The following is a 20,092-nucleotide window of genomic DNA, read 5'->3' on the forward strand; positions in this document are numbered from 1 at the left end:
CAGCCTCCTGTTCCTTGATCATCCCGATTATCTGCGCCTCGGTGAAACGGCTCTTTCGCATTGTCTGCTCCTTCAGTGTTGGCGCAGACCCTACATTACGGTGAGGGACCAGCGGGGGCAGGTCAAAGCGCAGAAGGCCTTCATCCTGAAGCAGGGCGAGCAAGGCGCGCCGGTTGCGGAGATCTGCCGTAAGGCCGGGATCAGCTAGGCGACCTACTTCAACTGGACGAAAAGTATGGCGGCTTGCTGCAGGACGAGATGCGCCGACAGCAGGCGCTTGGCTGACAAGAATCCTGACAGCTATCGCTGGAGGGCACATACAGAGCCGCATCGCAGAGCTCTTGCCATGGAACGTCATTGCCAACGTGTAATCGGAGGAACACTGGCTACGGAAAGCTTCAGCTCTCCGGCACCCCGAAAAGTGCACCCGGGTTCAGAATCCCAAAGGGATCAAGCTGCCTTTTCAGGGTGTGCATGACCGCCATTTCTTCGCGGCTGCGGCTATGAGTGATCCATCGCACTTTCAGACGGCCAACTCCATGTTCCGCGGTCACTGCGCCATTCCAGTCACTGAGCAGCTCGTAAATGGCGGTCTCGATCCTTTCCTCTGCTTCGGCACTGCCGTCATGGGCAACCAGTAGATGCACATTTCCGTCCGCGACGTGGCCGACCTTCAGTGTGCCCGTTGCGTCCTGCAGGCCCTCAAGCAAACTATCGGCGGCATCGCAAAAGGACCCGAGGTCTGACGGTGCAACAGCGATATCGAAATTGATGTGGGGGCCAAAGTCCGGGTCGACTTCGCCGACGGCCTCGCGGATCCTCCACAAGGATTGAGTTTCCGCCAGAGACTTGGCAAGTACGCCGTCTTCGGCAAAGCCGTTTTCGAACAGTTCGGCGAAGAAGGTCTCCAGGGCGTCTTCTGCATTCGCATGATCGGTTTCGACTTCAATCAGCACATAGAAACCATGTTGCCCGCTGATTGCTGCCTCGGCGAGACTGGTTTGCCGGCACACGAAATCCCAATAGTCCGGCCACATGCCTTCAAAGGCGCAGATCCGCGATCCGAACCACCTGCGGGCGACGGCCAGGCAGGATAGCGCCGCGGCGTGATCCGGAACGGCGATCAGTGCCAGCGCACTGTCGGGAACGTTCTGGCGCAATTGCAGCACCGCGCGTGTCACGACGCCCAATGTGCCTTCGGACCCGATCAGGAGGTGTTTCAGATCGAGACCGGAATTGTCCTTCATCGTCTTGCCAAGGCGTGAAAGGATGGTGCCATCCGCCAGCACCGCTTCTAGCCCCAGCACGTTCTGCCGGGTCATTCCGTGCTGCAGCACACGGATGCCCCCCGCATTGGTGGCGATCGTCCCGCCGATCGTGGCTGTGCCCCGCGCGCCGATGTCGACCGGATAATCGAGCCCGGCTTCGCGGGCCGTGGTCTGAACTGTCTCCAGTGGCGTACCGGCCCAAACCGTCATCGTCATGCCCTGGCGGTCAAGTTCGATCACCCCGGTCATGCGTTCTGTCGACAGAACAACGGCGCCTGCCGGGCTGCTGGCGCCGCCGGACAGGCCGGTTCGGCCGCCTTGAGGCACCACGGCGATGCGATGGCGCGTACAAATCCTCAGCGCCTGCGCCACCTCTTCGGTGTTCGCTGGCCGCAGCACTGCAAGGGGGCGTGCCCCGATCAGACCTGACTGGTCCGATGCGTATCGGTCGCAATCGGCCGGTTCAGTCAGAACGGCCTTCGTGCCGAGCGCCGCTGCAAGTTCCGTCAGACCGGATGCGCAATCGGCGTCGAGTTGTATGCCAGCCTTCTTCATCTATGATGCGCTCCTTGTAAGATTCCTGCCGGATTCAGAGTGCCCGCCATGTCGTCCACCAAGATCCTCAGCCGCTTGCCCGGGCTTCGTCATTTCGTCGAGGTCGCGCGGCTGGGCTCGTTTCGGGCGGCGGCCGAAAAGCTGCATGTGGCGCCTTCGGCGGTCAGCAAGCAGATCAAGAACCTCGAGTTGAGCCTCGAAGTGGAGCTTTTCAGCCGGGATCGTGGGCGTAAGGGGCTGGAACTGACAGAGGCCGGGGAAATCCTGCTTTATCGATGTGCCTCCGTGCTCAACGAACTCAGCATCGCGACTGACGAGATCGGTCAGTTGCAGGGGTTGCAGCGCGGCCATCTGCGGTTGGGGGTCAACGAGGTGCTGGCCTCGGATCTCCTGCCCGGCATTTTGCGGGACATGAACCGAAATCATCCGAACCTGATGTTCACGATTTTCGTCGAGAACACTCCGGAAATCCTCAGGCGGATGCACGAGGGCGACATTGACATCGCGTTGGGTTACAACTTCCCGTCTTCCCCCGATCTCGAGACGCTGGCGACCTTGCACAGGCGCACCTACGTGATCACCGCGATGGATCACCCGATGGCGCGGATGCGTAGAATCCGATTGGAAGACATTTCTGGCGAAAGGTTCATCTTTCCCCATCACTCCATCGCGCTGCACCAGATGTTGCAGGACGCCCTGGTGCGCAACAATGTCGATGTTCGGGAAGTGCTGAACACCAACAGCTTTACTCTCCTCCGCCAGATGGTCGAGGACGGCATGGGGATCAGCATCGTCATCGGACGCTTCCTCCAGTACAAGCGTGAGAACATCGCCTTCATCGAGCTGGAGAACCCGTCGTTCGTCAGCAAGCCCCTGTCGTGTTGTCGTTTGGCGGGGCGCACTCCGACGGCATCTTCGGTGGCCTTTGCGGCGGCAATCAAGACGGTCTTCGCGCAATACGGCGGGTGATCCGGTCATCGCTCGGCCAGTGGTGAGCGGTTGTAGTTCTTGTAGATCAGGTAGCGCGACGGCTCTCGTCCCAGTGCCCCGAACCATTGGGGCACATGCGGGCCCATCCAGATCGCGTCGCCCGCCCCCACGGGATACCAGCGATCGTCAAGCCGGTAGACGCCGCCCCCGTCCAGCATGAGCAAGCCGTGTTCCATGAAATGCGTCTCGACATATGCGAGCGAGGCGCCAGGGTGGAAGTTCATGATGTTGAACTCGCCATCGAAGGCTGGGTCGGTGGGCAGCATCTTCTGCACGATCAGCCAGTCATCCCCGCGCAGTGCTGTGCCCTCGATCCCGTCGACAGAGCCGAACACGGGGGCAGGGATGTCTCCCCGCGCCAGGAACTGCCATTCGAACAGGACAAAGCGCGTGTCAGGAGATGCGGACAGCAAGGCATCGTAAGCCGGCGGGAGGAAGGCAAAGCCTTCCGGACCCAACGTGTTGCCATCGGCAAAGGTCAGGGCACCTTCCAGTACGAAGACGAAGCGCGCTACGCCCTCAGTGGCGGTCCCGATGTCTGTCAGCCCTGCCTCGGCGCGGACAAGGGCCATCGCGAACTTGGCGCCCATGTCGGGACTGATGAGAAAGGCAAGCTCGGCGCCCGGCCAATCCGGCTGGGTAATCCATTCATGGCTTTCCGGGGTGAGCAGGGCGTGATTGCGACGGATGTCGGAACGGGTCTGGCCAAAGTTGGGGGTCATCGGGTTTCTCCGGTCGGGCGCATGGCCGCGTAGGTCAGTATCAGGTCGCGCAGCAGCGCTTTGCGGCGTGCCAGAGGTGAAACGAGGATGTGTTCTTGCGGCGAATGCCAGTCGTTTCCGACCGCGCCCAGGCCATCCAGCGTGGGCACGCCGACGGCGCAGGTGAAATTGCCGTCGCTCCCGCCTCCGGACCGGGTCTCGATCATCGGCGCGCCGAGCCCTGCGTTGATTTCGGCGGCCCGTGTGAACATGGCAAGGGTTGCCGGCGTTCGGGCAAGGCAGGGCTTCTCGATCTCTCCCGACAGAGTGATCGTCACGTCGGGGTCGGTCGCTGTCAGCCCACGCAAGCGCGTCTCCACTGCCTGCCCGAGCGTGTCATCGGCAAAGCGCACGTCGATGTCGCAGGCGGCATGACCCGCAACCACGTTCGGCTCGGTTCCGCCGCGCACACGTCCCACGTTCACCGTGGTTTCGGTCTCGAGGTCGGTCAGGCTTTCCAGCCTGCCGATGGTGCGGGCCATTTCCAGGATGGCCGAGCGCCCGTCTGCAAAGGCGGAACCCGCGTGGCTTTCGCGTCCGTGAAAGTCCAGCGTGTACTTGGCGCGTCCCTTGCGAAAGGTAATCGCCTCGTCGCCGCGCGCGGGTTCCGGGATCAGCGCTGCGCCGTGTTTCCGGGCCTCGGCCTGGATCAGGTCGTGCGAGGTGGGCGAGCCGATCTCCTCGTCTGAATTGTAGATCAGGGTGACCGGGCCGGGCAGGGCGGTGCCGCTCTCCACGATGTCGCGCATCGCGCAAAGTGCGAGATACCCGCCCCCCTTCATGTCGGCGATGCCCGGGCCGTATTGCCGGTCGCCGTCGCGTCGGATCTCTAATGTGCCGGGGGCGCAAACCGTGTCGATATGACTGGTCACCAGAACGCCGGGGCCGTCGCCACCGGAAAAACGGGCAACGAGGTGGTCACCCATGCCATCGCGGCCGGGGATACGCTCTATCTCGCAGCCAAGCGGCTCCAGCTCGCTGGCGATCAGGTCGATGAGCGACGATATGGTTTCGACCGAGCCGGTGGGCGTGTCGATCTCGACCCAGCGCAGCAGGCCGCTCAGGATGTTTTCGCTATCCAGTGTCATCGTTCAGCTCAGGCTGTCCGCGTAGTCCTGCCAGATCGAAGGCACGAGCCTGAGATGGGTCGCGGCGGGGTGGTGTGCCTCCCAGTGCTCTGCGATTTCGGCGCCGGTGACTGCCCAGACGCCGGGGTGCGCCATAGCATCGCGCAGGAAGCTTGCGAGGTTCTCAAAGCGGTGGCCCCAGCCGGACCGAGCGGGCGAGACGCACAGGTTGAAATAGCGTCCGCGCCGGTATTGCGCGCGGAACTCTGCCTGCCAGTTGCGCAGCAGCGCCGCGGGCCGTTCCAGCCCGGTGCCCTCGCGTGGGAACATCAGGAAGAAGGTGTCGTCGAAATGATAGTAGTAGGGCAGGGCGAGCAGCGCCTCGGCCTTTGCGGCATCGGTGACCCAGTAATAGGGGGCATCGTCCGCAAGCCCGTTGCCGATATAGGTGTAGCCTTGTGCCTTCAGCAGGGCGACGGTGTCATCCGTTGCACATCCGGTGGCGGCGCGATCATCGGGGCGCGATAGGGCGAACCAGCCTTTTGGCGCGGCGGCGCAGACGCGGGTCAGGATCTCTGTGGCGCGCTCCATGTGCGCCGCTTCCTGACCGGGCGCCAGTGTTGCAGGGTCCTCGCCCAAAAGGCCCTGGGCTGCGATTTCATGGCCCTGATCCAGGATGCGCGCAATCACGTCGGGGTAAGCCTCGGCCACAAGGGCCGGGGCGGCGAAGGTGGCGCGGATGCCCAGTTCGGCGAAAAGCCCCAGAAAGGCGTCCAGCCCCTCGTTCAGACCGAAGTGCCAGGTCGGATAGGCAAGGTCCTTGGCGGTGATGCCCTTGGCCGTTCCGGCGGGATTCAGATTGACCGTCAGGCCAAGCGCCATCTGTTGCCCTTGGGGCCAGACCACGTCGCCATCGCGGATGCCGATTTCGTCGGAGGTGGTGTAGTTGTCTTTCCAGGGCATGGGTTACTCCGACTGGTCTTTCAGGGGGTGCTGGGCAAGCACGTGCTGGGCGAGTTCGTCGCACGTGGGAAACCAGACACCGGGCAGGGTTTTCATCCGCTGGATCAGGCGTTGGATCATGTCGACCCGCATGGCGTGGCCCGAGACGAATGGGTGCAGCAGGAAGTTGACGTAGCCGCCCTGCCTGTACTGCTGTTCAAAGGCGTCCCACCAGATCTCGAACACCTCGTCCACGTCCATGACACGCTGTGCCTGGTTCGGCGTGTCGAGCCAGCCGAAGCTGAAAAACATCGCATCGTCCAGCGCGTAGTGGAAAGGCAGTTGCAGGATCGGGTTCCTGCCCTCGGCGTCCAATTCGTAGAAGGGCATGTAACTGGCGGAGGTGAAGGAATTGTAGACCACGCCCTTGGATTTCAGCAGGCCCGGGGTGTGGCTGGAGCGGGTGCCGGTGACAGGTTTTCCGGCGATGGCGGACAGTGCGGCAAGCGTGCGGGACAGATGGGCGTCTTCGATGGCCGGGTCGGCATAGACTTCGTGTTCCCACATGTGGTCGGCTAACTCGTGGCCGCACGCGACGACATGGTGCAGCACATCGGGGTAAAGCTCGCAGATGCGCCCGGGTGTGAAGAGCGTGACCTTCACCTCCTCCTCGTCGAACATCTCCATGATCCGCCAGACACCAACCCGGCCGCCGAACTCGCCCTTGGCCCTCTGGCCCCAGGGTTCGTTCAGCAAGCGCCGCAGCAGCATGGCGTCGAAATCGAGCGTGAAATTGACGGCGATCTTGACGCCTTCGGGGTATGCGAAATCCGGGATGGGTATCCGCCGGCGACGCTGAAAACGCGCGGCATCGACAAGGCTCTGGAACGCATCGGGAGGGGTGGTTTGGTTCATTCTGCACTCCGGAGTTGAGAGGTTTCTGCGCGGGGCAGGCCAGCGCGGTACTGGATCACGGCTTCGGCGGCCTTCAGCCCGGCGATCACGGGGTTTACGACGGGAACGCCGGTGGTTTGCGCGAGCCGTTCCGGCAGGCCCGGGGTGAAGGAAAGGGCAAAGCAGCCCAGCACCAGCACATCGGCGCCCTGGGCCACGCAAGCACGGGCGCGGTCGATGACGGTGGGCAGGTGGCTTTCGGGGTCGCGGTTGAGATCCGCCACCGAGCAGCCCACCGTGACCTCGGAGACGAAACTTCCCTCGACGCCGATGCCGCGGATCCGGCGACGCAGGCCGGGGGGGGTCGGGTCGGATGACAGGACGGAAAAACGCTCGCCCAATTGCACGGCGGCCAGAATGCCGGCCTCACCCGGACCGATGACGGGTAGGCCGGAGACCTCGGACAGCGCGTCGACGCCGGGATCGCTGAAGCAACCGATCAGGACCGCCTCGATACCCGCACCTGCCCATGTGGCGGCGGAGTCGCGCAGGGCCGGAAAGACCAATGCAGCGTCGGAGGCGGATTCGATCGCAGCCGGTCCCGTTTCGGGCGAGGCGATGTCTACCTGCAGCGAGGGCGCCCACGCCTGCATCATCCGCAGCCTGCGCGCCACGACCTCGGGTCCCCGGGTCAGGTGCAACGGGCTGGCGAGCTGGAACAGGACGCGCGGGCGCGCGGGTATGCTGTCCGACGGATCGGGCATCGGGAGAACTTTCTGTTGTGGCCGACTGAAACCGGGTCAGAAGGCGCGTTGCAGGCCGACGAGTTTCTGAACAATCGCTACGCCCAGGATCGACAAGAGGATCGACAGGGTGGCGGCTGCGGCCGCAGTGGGCTTGAACTCGTAAGTCAGGAAATCAAACAGTGCGAGCGGAAGCGTGTTCCCGCCCAGCGGCTTGAGAAGCAGCGAGATGGTGTAGAGATCGAAACTGTTGATGAAGGCAAAGATCCCGCCCATCGCCAGTCCCGGCATCACCAATGGCAGGATCACCAGGCGGAAGGTTTGCCACCCCGTCGCGCCCAGGCTGGCCGAGGCCTCTTCCAATGACGCGGGTACCTGCCGCATGGCGGCGGCAATGGAGACATAGGCATAAGGGAAGGACATCAGGATATGGCCCATCTGTAGGCCGACCACGGTCTTGCCCAGTTCGATCTTGTAGAGGAAGAACAGCAAGCCCACAGCCGTCAGCAGTTCGGGCACCAGCAGCGGCAGGGTCATGCCCAGCTGGAACCAGCCCGACAACCGGCCAGAGATCGCCTGTCCCGCCAGCGCGGCCATCATGGCGACGGTCATGGTGACCACCGCAGTGATCGCGCCGATACGCAGCGACATCAGCAGTCCGTCGACGAGGTCCTGGCGCTCGAAAAACTGGAAATACCATTTCAGGGACAGACCCTGCGGCGGAAAGTCGATCAGCAGTCCGCCGGTAAAGGACGCGCCGACGATCATGACCAGCGGGGCCATCAGAAAGACGTAAAGCAAGATGATCAGGATGCCAAAGGCGATGTTGACGGGCCTCTGGTGGCTGAAGGCGGAAGTCGCGTCACTCATGCCTTGGACCTTTCCATCAGTTTCGCAGTCAGTGCGGTGAAGATCGCCACGACAATGACGGTCGAGAGGGAGAGCACGATCGCGAGGGCCGAGCCGAAGGGCCATTGGAAGGTGCCCGTCAGTTCCCCAATGATGAGGGTCGGCATGTAGCTGACCATCTGCCCACCCAGCAGCGCAGGCGTCACAAAGGCGGCGACGGCCAGGACATAGACGAGGATGACCCCGGGATAGATTCCGGGAAAGCTGAGCGGCAGGATGATGTCCCGAAACACGTCGCGGCGGCTGGCGCCCATAGAGGTCGATGCCTCGATCAGGGTGGGCGAGATGTTGCGCAAGGCATTGTTGATCGGCAGCACCATGAAGGGAACGAAGACGTGGACCAGGGCCAGAATTACCAACCCCTGGGTGAACAGCAGCCGCAGTGGACGCTCGATGATGCCCAGGGCCATCAGTGTCTCATTCAGCGGGCCATTGAGAGCGGCCACGATCATCCAGCCGAAATTGCGGACCAGCACGCCGGTCATCAGCGGGGAGGCGATGCAGGCGTAGAGGAAGACGGCTTTCATTCCCTTGGCTTTCGACATGTGCCAAGCGATCGGGTAGCTGACCAGAAGGCAGAGTACCGTCACCGTGGCCGCGGTCAAAAGCGAGCGCACAAGGACGCCCCAGTAGTAGGCATCGCCGAAGATACGGCTGTAATGTGCCAGGGTGTAATCCTCGCCGAAAGGCTCGGACGTTCCGGTTGTGCGAAAACTCATCTCGGCCATGTTCGTGATAGGAAGGATCATGAACACGAAGATCAGGGCGATGGCGGGGACCGCCAGAAGCAGCCTGGGTTTGGGCAGTCTCATGGCGCGACCTTGGGCATCAACCAGGCGTGGCTGCGGTCGATTGCGATGCCGACCGCATCGCCAGTGGTGACTTGCGTGTTGGGTTCGGCTGACAGTTTCAGGATGCTGTCATCGGGCAAGGTAATTTCGCAATGAAGCGCAGACCCAAGAAAGGCCGATTTCGTCACCGTGCCCCGGAAGGTGCCGGACTCCGGCATGGTCAGCTCCAGGGCTTCGGGGCGCAGCAGCAGTTCAGCCGGGGCGCCGGAGGCGATCCCAGGCACGCCACCCAGTTCAAGTGTCGTGCCGGCGACGGCGATGGCATAGCGGCCTTCACCTTGTGGCGTGACATCGGTGCACGGGAGGAAATTCGCCTCGCCCGTGAAATCGGCGACGTAGCGTTCAGTCGGTTTCTGGTAGATCTCGCGCGGGGTGGCGAACTGCGCAACGCGGCCCGCCTTCATCACCGCGACCATGTCCGACATGGCCATAGCCTCGGATTGGTCGTGGGTGACGTAGAATGCGGTAATCCCGGATTGTTGCTGCAGGTCGCGGATCAGCCAGCGGACCTCGTCGCGCAACCGGGCGTCAAGGTTTGCCAGCGGTTCGTCCAGCAAAAGCAACTTGGGCTTGAGTACCAGTGCGCGGGCCAAGGCCACACGTTGCTGTTGTCCGCCCGAGATTTCCCGCGGGAGGCGGTCACCCAGACCGTCAAGGCGCACGAGGTCCATCACTTCGTTGACGCGGCTGGTCAGTTCGGACTTCGATACCTTCTGGAGTTTTAGCCCGTAGCCGATATTCTCGGCTACGGTCATATGCGGAAACAGGGCGTAGTTCTGAAAGACCACGCCAAATCCGCGACGGTTGGCAGGGGTCGAGAGGATGGATTCTCCCGCTACCGTGATTTCCCCACCGTTGGGTTCGAGGAAGCCCGCAAGACACCGAAGCGTGGTGCTCTTGCCGCATCCCGAAGGCCCAAGCAGCGTCACCAGCTGGCCGGATTCGGCCTTGAGTGACACGCCGTCGAGCGCAAGAAAATTGTGGTACCGCTTGCGCAGATCCCTGACTTCAACCGTCGCCATAACTCAGATCGTCCGTTCCCAGAGGTCGTTCAAGCCCGGCATGATGGCAAGAGTCTCGTCCCAGTCAAACCGGATTGCCTGGCTGACCACTTCGGGTTGCAGCGGCCATTTCTGCAGTTCCTCGGGCAGTTCCACGGTCTTGTTCGTCGGGGCAATGAGCCAGTTCTCTGCCATCCAGAGTTGGATTTCGGGAGACAGGACAAAGTTGATGTAGTCGAAGCCCAGTTGTTTGTCGGGGTGGTTCTTGAAGACCGAGAAGGAGTGATCGAAGACCAACATGCCTTCTTCGGGCACGACGTAGTCGATCGGCACGCCCTGTTCCTGCATGGTCTTGACTTCGCCCAGGTCGATCGGTGCAACCGAGATTTGGCCTTGGGTGAGAAGCGGGGTCAGCTGCGCCGAGTAACCGATCTGCGGGAACGGCGAGAGTTCCTTGAACTTCGCAACGGCGGTTTCGACGTCGTCACGTCCCGAGCCGAAGTGCTCGCCCGCCCACATGGCCATCATGGTCGCGGCGGAGTTGGTGATCTTGTACAGGCCCAACTGCCCTTTGAAACGGTCATCCCAGAGGTCGGCCCAGCCCTTCGGAGGCTCGGACACAAGGTCGGTGCGGTAGGCGATGACCAGCGGCGCCAGCATGCCGGTGACCGCAGTGTTGCCCTTCAGGATCGCGGGTTCGATCACGTCGGCCATGTTCGGCACGTTCTCCGGCGTCAGCACGGCGAAGTAGTCGTCGTTGCGGATCATCGCGGTGTATTTTTCGTTCAGCATGACGGCGGGGAACGGCGGGTTCTCCGGGCCGGCCGCGCGGAAGCTCGAGATCCAGGCCATGCCGAGCCCGATGTCCAGGTCGAAATCGCGGCCAATCTGTTCTGCGAATTTCGGCATCACATGCTGGCGCCAGTCGTGTTCCCAGCGGCCGCCGAACATGTTGACGATAAATGTGTCGGACTGCGCAAACGCGGGCAGGCCGACGGCGCCGAGAGCGGCGGCACCGGCGGAGGTCTTTAGAAAGTTTCGACGGGAAAGTGTCATTCGTGGTCTCCTGTTGGGGTTGGCGTTCATTTTCGATTGCGGGGATGCCGGGGGAGGAGCCAGCATGCCCCTTGTGGCCCGCCCCTGGTGAGGACGGGATCTCGTGGGCGGCTACATCTCGATTTTCTCAGGGTCGAGCCGCAGGTCGATCAGCATGGGACGGTCCCGTGTCGCGATGGCGGCACAGGCCGCATCCAGGCTTTGCATGTCTTCGACCCGGATCGCATTCAGCCCCAGGGCCGTTGCGGCGGCCACAAAGTCTATCCTGGCGATCATCGAGAGGCCGGGTTTCATCTTTCTGTTGGTGAACTGGACATGCTCTGCGCCATAGCTGCCGTCGTTGCAGATGATTGCGACGAGGTCGACGTTTTCCTGCACCGCCGTGATCAACTCGCTGAGACCGGAGAGCGCGAAGCCTCCGTCGCCGGCAACGAGAACTGTGGGTCGGTCATCTATTGCTGTCGCGGTCCCAATGGCCTGACCCATGGCGCAGCCGATGGCACCAAAGTGCGAGGTGTACACAAGGTCCTGCGGGCGTGTGACCGGCATGTTGCGCCACGCGGTGGTGACGAAGCGCCCGAGGTCCGCCACCAGAACGCGGTCCTGCGGCAATGCTTGGTGCAGGCGGCGCAAGGCGGGAACCATGTCAACGGTGCCATTCGTCGTGACAGAGGGCGCGGGTAGCTGGGCAAAGTTTTCGGCCTCGCCTTGCAGCCGCGCAGCGAGATCGGCGTCACATGCGCCCGATCCCGGGATCTCTGCCATGTCGAGCAACTCAGTGATGGCATCGGCCGTGCCGGCGATGTCGCCGATCAGCCGCAATGTCGGATCATCCAGACGCGGGTTCTCTTCGACATCGGGAAGAACTTGAACAACCCGCTTGCCCTTGGTGTAGGCACGTTCTTCCGTGGTGTGCTTGCTCATGCTCGCGCCGAAGGCGACTATGCAGTCCGACTGCATTATGACCTCGGTTGCGGTCGGGTGGCTCAGGCCACCGCAGATGCCCAGGTCGAATGGCTCTCCGCGGAAAAGCCCCTGGGCTTTCAGCGTGGTGGCCACTGGAGCTTCGATCCGGGCGGCCAGTCTCAGCAAGGCAGAACGGGCCTCGGACCCGATAGCGCCGCGGCCGGCCAGGATCAAAGGGCGGCGAGCGGAAGCCAGCATGCCGGCCGCTTCTTCCAACGCCCCGCCCGAGGCAGGCGCGGTGGCAAAATCGAGAACTGGTGTCACATTCTCCCCGCCCGGGACGGTTGCCCACTGCAGGTCTACCCGCATGTTGAAGACGACCGGACACCGGCGATGCGCTGCGATCCGAAACGCGCGGTCAAGGTCCTGTATTGCGGTCTCGGGGCGGCGCATCTCGACGAATATCGCTCCCGTAGCTGCGACGACCTCACGCTGATCTATCTTCTGCAGGTGCTGCAGGTCGCCCGGAGGAGTGTCGCCGCAGAGCAGTACGAGCGGAATGCCGCCGCGCGCAGCCTCGGCCAATGCGGTGGATACATTCGTGAGTGCCGGGCCGTGGGTGATCGTGGCGACCCCGGTGCGCCCAGTGGTCTGGGCAAAACCGATCGCGGCGAGAACCGCGTTCGCTTCGTGCGTGCAAGGCACGTAGCGGCCCAGTCCGGCATCGACATATGAATCCACCAAGAACAAGTTCGCATCTCCGACAAGACCGTAAAGATGGGTCACGCCGTGACCCACGATGGCCTGCGCGAGTCGCTGATGCAGCTTCATGGGTTGGACCGTGTCTTTCATGATGTGCCGTTCGAAGTTGCCGCTTGATACCTGTCTAATACTTGCCTCCATTTGGTGAAAAAAGATCATTATAGGAATGAGTATGGTTCCAAAAAGTGTTCGACATGTTGCTGCAGTGCCGTTGGTTTCTTCTTTTCTGGAACTGAAAGGCGGGGCTGTTGTAGAGCATCGCTTGCGGATCAAAGCCGCAGATGACGCAATATCCGATGCTATCAAATCGTTCGAAAATGATTGTTCGTCAAAACGTTACGGAGAGTAATACGTCCGAGGTCGCCGAAAGCCACCATAGATGAGCACAGCCTTCACCCCCTCTATTCGAACAGAGGGGGCGAAGGACTTCGAACTATGCCGGTGACACGTTGCATCAAGGATGCCGCTTGCAGAGATAAGTGCAATGGCGCGCCTCTGGGGCCCGGAAAAGGCTGTGGGTCCTGGGTCCCGTCGAAGTCCTAGGGTTGCCCCGGTCCTCAAAGAGGATGCCTCGGGGCGCCGGCACTGTCCGGAGAACAAACCTGCCGCTTTCGTCTTGCTGCCGGTGTAGGGCCTGCCCGCTACCTGCGCGATCCTTGCGTCAACCCTGCCTGACCCTTCCCTCGGCCTTACCTCTGCCCTGCGCAGACGGGCAAACGGCCTGCATAACCCTTCCGCGCGGCAGGGGCGGGGGGATCAATCGAAAGCTCGGATACAGCAAAATCAATGACTTAAGTAAAACTCTCGTTGCGACGCCCTTGCCCTGCCATCCAAGTACTTTTCAGCGCGAAAGTGAGAGAAAAACTCGCTCAGCTATAGCGTTGCGCCACAAGCTTTAGGCCGCTCACCAGCGCGCGTTCGGCCATAGCGGACAGCATGAAGGATCGCCTCCAGCGACGCGTATAGCCAGCCTGGCGCGTAACCAAGACTGTGTAGAGAGATCAGGGGTACGACAGCCGAGAAGAACCGGCAGTATGCATAGCGCCAGATAGCCTTGCAGCCATGATATGGGTCAGGCTGACCGGCGCAGAGAGAACTGGATTGTCAGTCCGCGGTTTCGTCGGGTTTGGCCACCGGCGGCGCGCTCGTTTGTGGGGCCTGAACTTGAGGCTTGAAGCTGCCGAATTTCCGGACAAGAGGCCGCTTCTTGGCAGGCGTGCTCAGGAATTCCTTGAGGTCCAGTTGCTTTTTGGGAACGGAATAACCCATGTATATATCCTTATGTCGATGCAGGTTGCCCGCACCGGGACATTTGGAAAATGCTGTACGGGTCGGGATCATCGCACGGCCGCTGAGGCCGACGCGATCAGGTCTTGCCAGAGCCGTCGCGGGCTTCGCGGGCAGCCTTGAGCTGGGCCGTCTTGTCAGCGCGGGCCTGAGCTTCTTCGTCGAGAACGCGCTTGGCGTTCGCGGTCGTCTTGTCGATTTGGGTGACCGGCTCGGCGGTCTTTGCCTTGGAGGCGGAAACGCTGGGGGCCAGAGGCGTCCCACCGTTCCCTTCCCGAGCTGGAACACCCGCGAGCAGGTCTTCCAGCGTCGGCTTCATGCGAGCGCCAGGTTGCTGGCGGATTCGCGACCGTCACGTCCGGTTTCGATATCGAACGTCACGGCTTGGCCGTCTTCGATACGGCTGATGCCGGCCCGCTCGACGGCGGAGATGTGCAGAAAGATGTCCTTGCTGCCCTGTTCCGGCTGAATGAAGCCGAAGCCTTTGGTGGTGTTGAACCATTTCACGGTGCCATTGGCCATATCCGTGGTCTCCTATTGAAATGCTGCCCGCATGATCGCGACAGCCCGGCAAAGTCGATCCAAGTCGATCAACCGGAACCGGGTCAGCGGCGACAGCATTCGAAGAGAAGAAACATTGGCCCGTTATAAGTGGGGTGTCCGACGGCAAAGCACAAGGGTGGTGTTGGTCGCGAGCAAAGAAAGATGTGCCTCAGGCTTCTGGCGCAACGCTGCTCTGTAGCAGGTCGGTTCCGGCACGAGAGATTTCAGTCGAATTGTCCGCATCGCTGCGCACATCGACGGTGACGTCGAGTCCAAGGAAATCCGCATAGGTGCCGTGAAAACTGCCGGACACGGGCGAAATCTGATGGATGTTGCGCGCCACCGCGACAGCAATCAGGTTGGCCGAGCCGACGGATCTGTTCGTCGGGTCAAAGGCGATCCATCCAGCGCCGGGCACAAAAACTTCGACCCAGGCGTGAGTGGCGCCTGCATCCGTCGTGCCGACTTTTTCGGCGGACGGGTTGTACAGATAACCCGAGACCAGCCTTGCCCCGAAGCCCAAGAGCCGGACGGCCTCGGCAAACAGAACGGCGATATCACGGCAGGTCCCCCAGCCCCGATCGAGGGTTTCGAGCGGCCCCTGCGTTCCCTCGGTCTCGCGGCCTTGATAACGGATCTGCGCGGCGATGGCATTGCTGATGTCCTTCAGCAGAGCCAGCGTATCTGTAGGTTGCGGCGCGACAAACGGGTCGACCCAGCCACGCAGGCGCTTGAACTGATCCCAGTATTGCGGTTGTGCGAGAGGGCCAAGGTCCGTCAGCTCATCCGGTGAATAGGTGAAGGGAAACTGCATGGCCGAGGCGGCGATCGGGAAAACCGGCCAGACCGGCGCATGCAACTCGACTACCATCCTTGCCGTGATGTCAAGTTCGCGCGCCGGCGACCGGAAAAGCGCAGTGGCGACGGCATTGCCGGCCACATCGTGCGACCAGTCGAGGACGGGCGCGGGCCGGATCCCGAGATCGAAAGAGACAAGGCTGAGATCCCGTGTCTCGCGTGGGCGCAGCATAAGTTGATGCCGACCCAAGGTGATGTCGCGACAAAACGTGTAGCGGGTTTTGTGGATGATCGACAGGCGGGTCATGGACTTCGCTACGCTGATCGCCCGCCACGACGGCGCCCTGTCGAAACGCCTTCCGGCACCGAGCCGCGCCAGGCTATCGATCCCTTGCAGCGCGGACAGATGCGCTCGCCAAAGCCTGCACTCGGAAAGGTCTTGCGGCAGCAGAGACAGATACGATCGGCTGCGATGTCCGCCTTTGCGCGTGGGTGGGAATTGCCTTGAAGTGTGTTGATCTCGTCGCTCATTCGCCGATCCCCGGTCGCGGACTTCCCGGACAGGGGCCAGACCCATCGTCGACAGGCGCGCGTTGCGGGATGGTTTGCGCCATTTGCGCCGCGCGGGACCAGTACAGATGGCGGAGATCGGCTTCCGAAACGCCGTCCGCCGTCATGACGAGGCGGATCATCGGGTCGGCCAGCATCTGATCGAGAAAGGCGACAGGTTGGAAACCGCCCGTGCCGATGCTTTCATCAAAGCCGGGAAGATCGAACGGGTTGTCAAAGAAGAAGGTCGGGGTGGTCGGTTGTGTCATGGAAACACTCCTTGATTTCTGAGGAAACACGCGCGACACGGCCTGTCCCGTTGGACAGACCGGCGCGTGCTGCGGAAGGTCTACGGCGCGGGTCGCATGGCGTATTGCCAGCGTGTCGCCAAAGTTAGTTGGCCGGGTGTTTATGCCCGGTTGTCCTCGCCGTCGCTTTGGACATCGCGGGTCCAGACTTCGAAGCCCGACAACGTGCCCGGCCCAAAGATTTGCGTGAGCGGCACGTCTGCCGCGTCACGCCCGCGCGCCACGAGGATACGACCGGTGCGGCGTGTGTTGTTGCGCGGATCGAAAACCCACCATTGGCCGTCCAGGAACACCTCCATCCAGGCGGCGAAATCATCGTCCGCATGGGGCAACGGTTCTCCGATCTCGCTGATATATCCGGTACAGTAGCGCGCCGGGATGTTCATGCACCGACAAAAGGCGATGGCCAGATGGGTGAAGTCGCGGCAGACGCCATAGCCGCCCGCAAGCGTCTGGGCCGCCGTCCGCGTGGCATCCGCCCGCATGTAGTCGAAGGTGATCGTGGCGTGGACGTAGTCACAGATCGCCTGCACGCGCGCCCATCCGGGCGCCGTGTGTTCAAACAGCGCCCAGGCCCGTTCCGACAGCAGGTCCGTATCGCAATACCGGCTGCCCAACAGAAAGACGAGCGTCTCGAAGGGCAGGTCCTGCACCGCATGTTGTCTTGCATCCGGCTTGAACGGATCTGGCAGCCCCGCATCGCGAAAGACCCCGTCAGTCGTCAACGTGAACTCGCCCGCAGGCGCCACCAGCCGCGTACACCAGTTGCCGAACCCGTCGCGATAGCTTTCCAGCGGCACGCTTGGCTCGGTCACGAGGTAGTCCGCCCGCTCTAGATCGCCAAAGCGCGAGTAGTGCGCGTTCAGGATCGCGATCATCGGTGTCGGCTGGGTCAATGTATGGCTGATGCGGCAGCCGATATGCATCCGCAGTCTGGGCGTGTATGTGGCGGCTGGTCTCCAGCGCTGGTCATCGCTCAAGGGCGCAAACTCCATTCTTCGAGGTAAACTCCTTGTCGCAGCGCCATCGAGTTCCCGAGCGATCGAGATGTGCATTCTCAGGCAGTGTGATCGCGATAAAGGCCGTGTCGCTGGGCGCGTAGCCGCGCATAGAAGACCAGCCCGGACCATAAGACCGGCCCGTGGCGTAGGCGTTGGCAGGAAGGGTCAGCTTGACGCAGGCGCCGTCGGTCAGCTGAAAGCCAAGGTCGCAGGTCCAGCCATCGCCGTAGCTGCGCGTCGTGGCATGTGCCGGAACCGGGCCGGTGCCAACCTGTGCAAGCGCAGGCCCCGCCAACGGGACAACGGCAACGATTTGGCCAAACACACGGGCCAAGCCGCGCATCATCCCTTGTCGACCTCGCCGGTGTCGGGCGCGGCGAGATCGATGGCGGCAAGGCAAGCCTGCGCGATATCGCGATCTGGCCCGTCAGCGCCGGGCACGGTGGCCCAGCCCGCCTCCATCAGGGCATCACGCTGTTGATAGCGCGACGCGGTACGGATCGTCTCGATCTTTGCCAGGCGTTGCGGATCGTTGCGCGCCATGTCGAGACAGATCGGAACCATCGCCGTGGTCAGAGTTTGCTGGGATAAGTCCTCGGCCCTGTCCTTTGCCGTGCCGCCAGTTACCCAGCCGCCCCAGGAAAAACCGACGATGGCAAGGGCCGCAGCGCCGAGCAGGGCACCGTAGATACCCGGCTTTAACCAATCGGGAGTGGTTATTTGAAATCCTCCCGCGGAGAAAGCGCCGCGTCGCTTTGTGATGCCGAAACAGGTCATCAAACGACTGCCGCACGCAAAAACGCACGGCAGTCGTGTGACGCACGTGCGGCGGCAGGAATACGGCCTGAACCCGATTCTTCCGGATCCTCACCGTACGCATAGATGTCATGAGAACTGCGCCGCGCTATGCGGCAAAGCCTATTTGGCTCACCACCTTGTAGAGTATTTCTTTACATAAAACAAGTCGTAGCTCGGCCTTTCGAAGGCAAGCTCTGATGCGTTGCTTTGGCTGGGTTGCCGGAACCATTGGCGTGTGTTGAGTCTTTTCGGCCGCTGCGCCGAATTTCCTGCGCTTACATCTCGTCCGCAGCGACCCAAGGGCAAGTCCAAACGCAGAACGGCCATTCGTGATCGTGCAGGACAACCTGCGACAGGAAATCCTGAAAAGCCGTGTACTGGATGGATGGGTGGACAACCCGAACGCCTGGGTGTGGGAACATGTCGGGACGGTTCACACCGTTCAGGGCCGTGAAGCCGGGGTCGTGGTCTTCGTTCTGGGCGCGCAGATGTCTTCGCAAAACGGAGCGCGGGCCTGGGCTGGCGGAAGGCCAAACTTGGTCAACGTGGCCGTTACCCGCGCAAAAGCTTCCTTGTACGTGATTGGCAATAGGCAGCTTTGGAAATCTGCAGGCGTGTTCGCTGTGTTGAACCGGTATCTTCCCGACGGCGGAAACCTCGGATCTCCGGAATGAACGAAATCTGGCCGTGGATCACTCAGAACTTCAACAACCGTGAAATTGCGGGAGCCGCTTGGGTCGTTTTGATTCTTGGCCTTGTGTCGATAAAGAAAGACGTTCGCAAATCGCTGTTAGGGGTCGTCCGAGCGATAGCGGACAGAAGATTATGATTATCTTCGAATCGTTTGCCGGTTGGATCGGCTTTCTTGCATGGTCTGGGAGCAGGATCGGGCTTTGGACATCCAGTCAAATCGCGCCGACGGCTGTCTGGTACTTTGTCGGCGGCCTGCCATTGTTGTTACGCGCATTCGAAGCCAAAGAGGGAACACAACATTTTCGCGGATATGCCACAGCCGTTCTCAGCGGGACGACTTTGATCGAGTTTATATATGTTGCGAAGACGTTTAGTCTGCCCACCCAGTTGATCCTGACACCTATTGTCACATTCATCGCGCTACTTGCAGTCGTCTCGGAGCGCGATCTGGAGCGCGCTGCTGTCAATAAGCTGCTTGCATGGGTATTGGCCATCGCGGCTTTGACCATTCTATGGCATTCCGTCTCTCAAATCTGGGCGGAGCTGGAGACATTCTTCACGATAAAAACAGCACGATGCTTTATCCTGCCAATCTACCTCGCCATATTTTTCATCCCATTTATCTATGCACTTCATTTCTATTCGCAATTTGATGGTGCTCTTATTCATACAGACCAGAAGACTTTTCAATATGATGAGTTGAGGGCTAACGCCAAGAAACGCTTCATTTTGACGTTCATGGCGCGACCGTGGTTGTTGAGGCGAGCCACCCGGAAATTCCACATTATGCCAGCCAGAGTCGCGGCTGATATCGATGAAATTATCCATGATATACTGCAATATGAGCGGCAGGAGGAGAGTCCCCCCGAAGTTAATGACTCAGAGGGCTGGAGTCCTTTTGCCGCGGTGGCGACGGCGAGGAATGGCAGTCAGGGGGAGCAGCCCGCGATCTGGATGAAGGCATCCTTCCTGGCATTGGTAACTACTCGTTTTTGGGCATCGAAGGAGTCGTAAAGCAGTTCAAGATTCGTGGACATTTTGTCGACCGATATCTCGCAAACGAAGCATTGGCCGAGTTTATCAGGCTTGCTTGGGAACTTTGCAAAAAGGCTCTGAAAGGAAATTCCGGCGTCATTCAGGAACAGCTTGCGCGTTGCAAGCCTCGGATCTTCTTACGGCCTCTCGTCAGTGAGACCCCAGGACTTGCCTCAACGATCTGACCGAAGCAGGACCTATTGGAACAAGTGCCAAGCCGAGACCGGCACAGGGGCCGCAAACCCCGCACCTCTGCTGATGGCCGAAAGATCTCGGGGGCGAGAAACTCGCGCTGCTGGTGCTGGCCAGCAAATCCGGGCTGCACGCCATTGCCAAGCTGGTCAACCGGCAACTCTTCAGGTTAGCGCGGGCCAG

At 61.4% G+C, this 20,092-nt stretch carries 24 protein-coding genes and 1 pseudogene; 5 read left to right on the forward strand and 20 right to left on the reverse strand.

Translation table 11 applies throughout. From position 1 onward, the window contains the following. Positions 1 to 100 precede the first annotated feature (100 nt). Positions 101 to 279 (forward strand): annotated as a pseudogene (locus tag G9Q80_RS28655) (transposase); the annotation flags it as partial. Between the two features lie 119 nt (positions 280 to 398). On the opposite strand, the gene G9Q80_RS01955 reads toward G9Q80_RS28655, so the two are convergent. Then, positions 399 to 1,823, reverse strand: a complete 1,425-nt coding sequence (locus tag G9Q80_RS01955) for an FAD-binding oxidoreductase (RefSeq protein WP_088716474.1) — start codon at positions 1,821 to 1,823, stop codon at positions 399 to 401. Positions 1,824 to 1,871: 48 nt separating this feature from the next. On the opposite strand from G9Q80_RS01955, the gene G9Q80_RS01960 reads away from it, so the two are divergent. Then, a complete protein-coding gene (locus tag G9Q80_RS01960) occupies positions 1,872 to 2,792 on the forward strand; it encodes a LysR family transcriptional regulator (RefSeq protein WP_043144781.1) in 921 nt (306 codons plus the stop codon). 5 nt (positions 2,793 to 2,797) lie between these two features. On the opposite strand, the gene allE is transcribed toward G9Q80_RS01960, so the two are convergent. From allE to G9Q80_RS02010, 10 genes are all read right to left on the reverse strand, one after another. Next, positions 2,798 to 3,535: a (S)-ureidoglycine aminohydrolase gene (gene allE / locus G9Q80_RS01965; protein ID WP_088716473.1), complete on the reverse strand. Its 738-nt coding sequence runs from the start codon at positions 3,533 to 3,535 to the stop codon at positions 2,798 to 2,800. Further along, complete coding sequence (locus G9Q80_RS01970) at positions 3,532 to 4,662, reverse strand: M20 family metallopeptidase (protein ID WP_088716472.1); 1,131 nt, start codon at positions 4,660 to 4,662, stop codon at positions 3,532 to 3,534. Before G9Q80_RS01970 ends, allE begins: the two co-directional genes overlap by 4 nt. Positions 4,663 to 4,665: 3 nt before the next feature. Next, positions 4,666 to 5,604: a polysaccharide deacetylase family protein gene (locus G9Q80_RS01975; protein WP_088716471.1), complete on the reverse strand. Its 939-nt coding sequence runs from the start codon at positions 5,602 to 5,604 to the stop codon at positions 4,666 to 4,668. 3 nt (positions 5,605 to 5,607) lie between these two features. Beyond that, positions 5,608 to 6,498: a polysaccharide deacetylase family protein gene (locus tag G9Q80_RS01980; RefSeq protein WP_043144785.1), complete on the reverse strand. Its 891-nt coding sequence runs from the start codon at positions 6,496 to 6,498 to the stop codon at positions 5,608 to 5,610. Then, entirely contained in the window at positions 6,495 to 7,241 is a 747-nt protein-coding gene (locus tag G9Q80_RS01985) for an aspartate/glutamate racemase family protein (protein ID WP_088716470.1), read from the reverse strand. The genes G9Q80_RS01980 and G9Q80_RS01985 overlap by 4 nt, the downstream gene beginning before the upstream one ends. 36 nt (positions 7,242 to 7,277) lie before the next feature. Further along, on the reverse strand, positions 7,278 to 8,090 hold the full coding sequence (locus G9Q80_RS01990; RefSeq protein WP_088716469.1) for an ABC transporter permease: 813 nt from the start codon (positions 8,088 to 8,090) through the stop codon (positions 7,278 to 7,280). Further along, complete coding sequence (locus G9Q80_RS01995; RefSeq protein WP_043144788.1) at positions 8,087 to 8,941, reverse strand: ABC transporter permease; 855 nt, start codon at positions 8,939 to 8,941, stop codon at positions 8,087 to 8,089. The genes G9Q80_RS01990 and G9Q80_RS01995 overlap by 4 nt, the downstream gene beginning before the upstream one ends. Further along, on the reverse strand, positions 8,938 to 10,002 hold the full coding sequence (locus G9Q80_RS02000; protein ID WP_088716468.1) for an ABC transporter ATP-binding protein: 1,065 nt from the start codon (positions 10,000 to 10,002) through the stop codon (positions 8,938 to 8,940). Before G9Q80_RS02000 ends, G9Q80_RS01995 begins: the two co-directional genes overlap by 4 nt. Before the next feature lie 3 nt (positions 10,003 to 10,005). Further along, positions 10,006 to 11,037, reverse strand: a complete 1,032-nt coding sequence (locus tag G9Q80_RS02005) for an ABC transporter substrate-binding protein (protein ID WP_165775127.1) — start codon at positions 11,035 to 11,037, stop codon at positions 10,006 to 10,008. Between the two features lie 111 nt (positions 11,038 to 11,148). Continuing rightward, the gene (locus G9Q80_RS02010) at positions 11,149 to 12,864 is read right to left on the reverse strand and encodes a thiamine pyrophosphate-binding protein (protein WP_246870447.1); all 1,716 of its coding nucleotides are present in this window, start codon (positions 12,862 to 12,864) and stop codon (positions 11,149 to 11,151) included. 7 nt (positions 12,865 to 12,871) lie between these two features. On the opposite strand from G9Q80_RS02010, the gene G9Q80_RS02015 reads away from it, so the two are divergent. Further along, positions 12,872 to 13,054 carry a hypothetical protein gene (locus G9Q80_RS02015; RefSeq protein WP_133066450.1) on the forward strand — a complete coding sequence of 61 codons (183 nt, stop codon included), beginning with the start codon at positions 12,872 to 12,874 and terminating at the stop codon, positions 13,052 to 13,054. A 755-nt stretch (positions 13,055 to 13,809) separates the two neighbouring features. Here G9Q80_RS02015 and G9Q80_RS02020 read toward each other — a convergent pair. From G9Q80_RS02020 to G9Q80_RS02055, 9 genes are all read right to left on the reverse strand, one after another. Beyond that, positions 13,810 to 13,974, reverse strand: a complete 165-nt coding sequence (locus tag G9Q80_RS02020; RefSeq protein ID WP_162846295.1) for a hypothetical protein — start codon at positions 13,972 to 13,974, stop codon at positions 13,810 to 13,812. 97 nt (positions 13,975 to 14,071) lie between these two features. Continuing rightward, a complete protein-coding gene (locus G9Q80_RS02025) occupies positions 14,072 to 14,311 on the reverse strand; it encodes a hypothetical protein (protein WP_088716466.1) in 240 nt (79 codons plus the stop codon). Then, positions 14,308 to 14,514 carry a cold-shock protein gene (locus G9Q80_RS02030; RefSeq protein ID WP_043144792.1) on the reverse strand — a complete coding sequence of 69 codons (207 nt, stop codon included), beginning with the start codon at positions 14,512 to 14,514 and terminating at the stop codon, positions 14,308 to 14,310. The genes G9Q80_RS02025 and G9Q80_RS02030 overlap by 4 nt, the downstream gene beginning before the upstream one ends. 190 nt (positions 14,515 to 14,704) lie before the next feature. Continuing rightward, positions 14,705 to 15,640 carry a transglutaminase family protein gene (locus G9Q80_RS02035; protein WP_088716465.1) on the reverse strand — a complete coding sequence of 312 codons (936 nt, stop codon included), beginning with the start codon at positions 15,638 to 15,640 and terminating at the stop codon, positions 14,705 to 14,707. An 8-nt stretch (positions 15,641 to 15,648) separates the two neighbouring features. Beyond that, positions 15,649 to 15,864: a hypothetical protein gene (locus tag G9Q80_RS27775; RefSeq protein ID WP_043144793.1), complete on the reverse strand. Its 216-nt coding sequence runs from the start codon at positions 15,862 to 15,864 to the stop codon at positions 15,649 to 15,651. Next, on the reverse strand, positions 15,861 to 16,151 hold the full coding sequence (locus tag G9Q80_RS02040; protein WP_088716464.1) for a hypothetical protein: 291 nt from the start codon (positions 16,149 to 16,151) through the stop codon (positions 15,861 to 15,863). Before G9Q80_RS02040 ends, G9Q80_RS27775 begins: the two co-directional genes overlap by 4 nt. Before the next feature lie 140 nt (positions 16,152 to 16,291). After that, the gene (locus tag G9Q80_RS02045; RefSeq protein ID WP_390624895.1) at positions 16,292 to 17,122 is read right to left on the reverse strand and encodes a transglutaminase-like domain-containing protein; all 831 of its coding nucleotides are present in this window, start codon (positions 17,120 to 17,122) and stop codon (positions 16,292 to 16,294) included. Between the two features lie 37 nt (positions 17,123 to 17,159). After that, complete coding sequence (locus tag G9Q80_RS02050; RefSeq protein ID WP_133066449.1) at positions 17,160 to 17,537, reverse strand: hypothetical protein; 378 nt, start codon at positions 17,535 to 17,537, stop codon at positions 17,160 to 17,162. Continuing rightward, a complete protein-coding gene (locus tag G9Q80_RS02055) occupies positions 17,534 to 17,968 on the reverse strand; it encodes a hypothetical protein (RefSeq protein ID WP_210426134.1) in 435 nt (144 codons plus the stop codon). Before G9Q80_RS02055 ends, G9Q80_RS02050 begins: the two co-directional genes overlap by 4 nt. Before the next feature lie 350 nt (positions 17,969 to 18,318). On the opposite strand from G9Q80_RS02055, the gene G9Q80_RS27965 reads away from it, so the two are divergent. Beyond that, positions 18,319 to 18,663, forward strand: coding sequence for an AAA domain-containing protein (locus G9Q80_RS27965; protein WP_232788297.1), 345 nt, complete (start codon positions 18,319 to 18,321; stop codon positions 18,661 to 18,663). A gap of 151 nt (positions 18,664 to 18,814) precedes the next feature. Beyond that, the gene (locus tag G9Q80_RS02065) at positions 18,815 to 19,696 is read left to right on the forward strand and encodes a hypothetical protein (protein ID WP_088716462.1); all 882 of its coding nucleotides are present in this window, start codon (positions 18,815 to 18,817) and stop codon (positions 19,694 to 19,696) included. The last annotated feature ends 396 nt before the right edge of the window (positions 19,697 to 20,092 follow it).

Origin of the sequence: Mameliella sp. LZ-28, assembly GCF_012274245.1 — a bacterium.
Taxonomy (GTDB): domain Bacteria; phylum Pseudomonadota; class Alphaproteobacteria; order Rhodobacterales; family Rhodobacteraceae; genus Antarctobacter; species Antarctobacter albus.